The sequence below is a fragment of the Streptomyces sparsus genome (assembly GCF_054776295.1).
Window position 1 is genome coordinate 1 of the sequence record NZ_BAAHCA010000482.1, and the last position, 3743, is coordinate 3743.

General features: G+C 71.1%; 4 protein-coding genes. All 4 read left to right on the forward strand.

What is annotated here, in order from left to right:
- Nucleotides 1-423, forward strand: a 423-nt coding sequence (locus ACYVE9_RS18855; RefSeq protein ID WP_461029058.1) for a carbohydrate kinase family protein, incomplete at its 5' end; no start/stop codon positions are given.
- Nucleotides 424-669: 246 nt separating this feature from the next.
- Nucleotides 670-1665: a PhoH family protein gene (locus tag ACYVE9_RS18860; RefSeq protein WP_461029059.1), complete on the forward strand. Its 996-nt coding sequence runs from the start codon at nucleotides 670-672 to the stop codon at nucleotides 1663-1665.
- Between the two features lie 12 nt (nucleotides 1666-1677).
- On the forward strand, nucleotides 1678-2175 hold the full coding sequence (gene ybeY / locus ACYVE9_RS18865) for an rRNA maturation RNase YbeY (RefSeq protein WP_461029060.1): 498 nt from the start codon (nucleotides 1678-1680) through the stop codon (nucleotides 2173-2175).
- Nucleotides 2172-3488: a hemolysin family protein gene (locus tag ACYVE9_RS18870; protein ID WP_461029061.1), complete on the forward strand. Its 1317-nt coding sequence runs from the start codon at nucleotides 2172-2174 to the stop codon at nucleotides 3486-3488. Before ybeY ends, ACYVE9_RS18870 begins: the two co-directional genes overlap by 4 nt.
- The last annotated feature ends 255 nt before the right edge of the window (nucleotides 3489-3743 follow it).

Consider the following 3743-nt stretch of genomic DNA (forward strand, 5'->3'; position numbering starts at 1 on the left):
CTGACCGAGCACGTGCCGCTGGCCGTCGTCACGCTCGGCCGGGAGGGGGTCTGCGCGGCGGACGGGCGGACCGGGGAGTTCGTGGAGGTGCCGTCGGTGTGCGTGGAGGCGCTGGACCCGACCGGCGCGGGCGACGTCTTCACCGCCGGGTTCCTGATGGCCTCACTGGCCGGTTGGCCGCTCGCCGACCGGCTCGCCTTCGCCTGCGTGGCGGCGGGGCTCTCGGTGCAGGAGTTCGGCGGCTCGCTGTCGGCGCCCGGCTGGCCGGAGATCGCCGCCTGGTGCCACCGGGTGCACAGCTGCCCCGCGCAGGACCCGGCCGCGCTGTGCCGGTTCGGTTTCCTGCGGGAGCTGCTCAGCGAGAACACCCAGCCCTGGCCGCGGCGCCGGGCGGTGCCCACGATCGGCTTCCGCACCGCCTGAGCCGCCGATCCCGAGCCGCCGATCCCGAGCCGCCGGCCCCGAGCTGGCGACCCAGAGCCCGAGCCGTCGCCGCGCGCCGCCCGGTGGGCCTGTGACGCCCGACCCGTGCTGAGGCGCAAGGGGTCGACGAGATAAATCCCTCGGGCATGTCGGCGCCCCGGCGTACCCTGGTAGTCCGGATCCACCGCAGTCAGTCCGGATCCACCGCAGTCAGAGAGAGGGATGAGCAGGCCACTGAGCCGGCCCATGACGAACACATCCACAGAACAGGCACGTGCTCACTTCGCCGTACCCGCCAAGCACCCGATGGTCACGGTGCTCGGCTCCGGCGACTCCCTGCTGCGGGTGATCGAGCAGGCATTCCCGGCCACGGACATCCACGTCCGCGGCAACGAGATCACCGCCACCGGCGCCGCCGACGAGGTGGCGCTCGTGCAGCGCCTCTTCGACGAGATGATGCTGGTGCTGCGCACCGGCCAGCCCATGACGGAGGACGCCGTCGAGCGGTCCATCGCCATGCTCCGCGGCGCGGGCAACGGCAGCGGCGACGAGACGCCCGCCGAGGTCCTCACCCAGAACATCCTCTCCAACCGCGGTCGCACGATCCGGCCCAAGACGCTCAACCAGAAGCGCTACGTCGACGCCATCGACCAGCACACCGTCGTCTTCGGCATCGGCCCGGCAGGCACCGGCAAGACGTACCTGGCCATGGCCAAGGCGGTGCAGGCCCTCCAGGCCAAGCAGGTCAATCGCATCATCCTGACCCGGCCCGCCGTGGAGGCGGGGGAGCGGCTCGGCTTCCTGCCCGGCACGCTCTACGAGAAGATCGACCCGTACCTGCGTCCGCTCTACGACGCGCTGCACGACATGCTCGACCCGGACTCCATCCCCCGGCTGATGGCCGCGGGCACCATCGAGGTCGCGCCGCTGGCGTACATGCGGGGCCGCACGCTCAACGACGCCTTCATCATTCTCGACGAGGCGCAGAACACCAGCCCCGAGCAGATGAAGATGTTCCTCACCCGCCTCGGCTTCGAATCGAAGATCGTCATCACCGGTGACGTCACCCAGGTCGACCTGCCGAACGGCTCGAAGAGCGGTCTGCGGCAGGTGCAGGAGATCCTCGAGGACGTGGACGACGTGCACTTCTCCCGCCTCACCAGTACCGACGTGGTCCGCCACCGGCTGGTCGGGCGTATCGTCGACGCCTACGACCGCTACGACGACCGCAACGGAAAGTAGCAAGCCCGAACCATGTCGATCGACGTCAACAACGAGTCCGGCCAGGAGGTCGACGAGCAGGCGATCCTCGACGTCGCCCGCTACGCCCTGGCCCGGATGCGCATCCACCCGCTGTCGGAGCTCTCGGTGATCGTCGTCGACACCGACGCCATGGAGCAGCTGCACCGCCAGTGGATGGACCTGCCGGGGCCCACCGATGTCATGTCCTTCCCGATGGACGAGCTGCGTCCGCCCGCGAAGGACGACGAGGAGCCGCCGCAGGGGCTGCTCGGTGACATCGTGCTCTGCCCCGAGGTGGCCAGGAAGCAGGGCGAGGAGGCCCCCACCGGGCACTCCATGGACGAGGAGCTGCAACTGCTGACCGTGCACGGTGTGCTGCACCTGCTCGGCTACGACCACGAGGAGCCGTCCGAGCGGACGGAGATGTTCGGTCTCCAGAAGGCGATCGTGGACGGCTGGCGGGACGAGAAGGGCCTCACCGGCCCGTCCCCGGCGCCGACGACCACATGACCGGTCAGCTCGTCGCCGCCGCCGTGCTGCTCACGGTGCTCGCCTGGCTCTCGGCGTGCGCCGAGGCGGGACTGGCCCGCACCACCAGCTTCCGCGCCGAGGAGGCGGTCCGCGCGGGCCGCCGGGGCAGCGCGAAGCTCGCCGCGGTCGCCGCCGATCCGGTGCGCTACCTGAACCTGGCCCTGCTGGTACGGATCGCCAGCGAGATGGCCGCGGCGGTCCTCGTCACCTTCGCCGCTCTGCGGACCTTCGACCGGACCTGGCAGGCGGTGGCCTTCGCCATCGCCGTCATGGTGCTGGTGTCCTTCGTCGCGGTCGGCGTCTCACCGCGGACCATCGGCATCCAGCACCCGCTCAACACCGCCACCGCGGCCGCCTACGTACTGCTGCCGCTGGCCCGCGTGATGGGGCCCGTGCCGCAGCTGCTGATCCTGCTGGGCAACGCGGTGACACCCGGCAAGGGGTTCCGGAAGGGGCCCTTCGCCTCCGAGTCGGAACTGCGCGCGATGGTCGACTTCGCCGGCGCCGAGTCCCTCATCGAGGACGAGGAGCGCCGCATGGTGCACTCCGTCTTCGAGCTCGGGGACACGCTGGTGCGCGAGGTGATGGTGCCGCGCACCGACCTGGTCACCGTCGAGCGCTACAAGACCATCCACCAGACGCTCACCCTGGCGCTGCGCTCGGGCTTCTCGCGGATCCCCGTCACCGGCGAGAACGAGGACGACGTGGTCGGCATCGTCTACCTCAAGGACCTGGCGCGCACGGTGCACATCAACCGGGACAGCGAGTCGGAGCAGGTGTCGACCGTGATGCGGCCCGCGGTGTTCGTGCCGGACACCAAGAACGCCGGCGACCTGCTGCGGGAGATGCAGCGCGACCGCAGCCACGTGGCGGTGGTCATCGACGAGTACGGCAGCACCGCCGGCATCGTCACCATCGAGGACATCCTCGAGGAGATCGTCGGCGAGATCGCCGACGAGTACGACCGGGAGCTGCCGCCCGTGGAGGAACTGGGCGACGGCCGGTTCCGGGTCACCGCCCGCCTCGACATCGGCGACCTGGGTGAGCTGTACGGACTGGACGACTTCGACGACGAGGACGTGGAGACGGTCGGCGGACTGCTGGCCAAACTGCTCGGCCGGGTGCCGCTCGCCGGTGCCTCGGCGGTCGTCGACCTCTCCGAGGACCGGGTCGACCCCTCACTGGCCGGGCTGCGGCTGACGGCCGAGTCCACCGCCGGGCGGCGCAACCGCGTCGAGCGGGTGCTGGTGGAGCGGGTGGAGACACCCGAGCAGCCGCCTGAGGACGACTGAGCGGTCCGGCGACCAGGTACGGGCCACCCGGCAGGAACCGCAGGCCACCGCGGGTCGTCACCGGAGGCGATGACCCGCGCTGGCCCGTGGTGAACCCTGTCGCGGTGCTGCTCCCTGCTTCACTCGAACGGGCGTGCGGCGGTCGCCGTCGGCCCGGGGCGGTGGCCCCATGGAGGCATGGACGCGCACCTACGCTCAGCCCTCGCCGCCACCGGCGCCGTGCTCGCCCTGCTGACCGCCGGTTGCGCCGGCGAC

Bases quoted from the DNA above. Each gene is read 5' to 3' on its own strand.
- ACYVE9_RS18860 (WP_461029059.1), top strand. From the start codon at position 670: ATGACGAACACATCCACAGAACAGGCACGTGCTCACTTCGCCGTACCC.
- ybeY (WP_461029060.1), top strand. From the start codon at position 1,678: ATGTCGATCGACGTCAACAACGAGTCCGGCCAGGAGGTCGACGAGCAG.
- ACYVE9_RS18870 (WP_461029061.1), top strand. From the start codon at position 2,172: ATGACCGGTCAGCTCGTCGCCGCCGCCGTGCTGCTCACGGTGCTCGCC.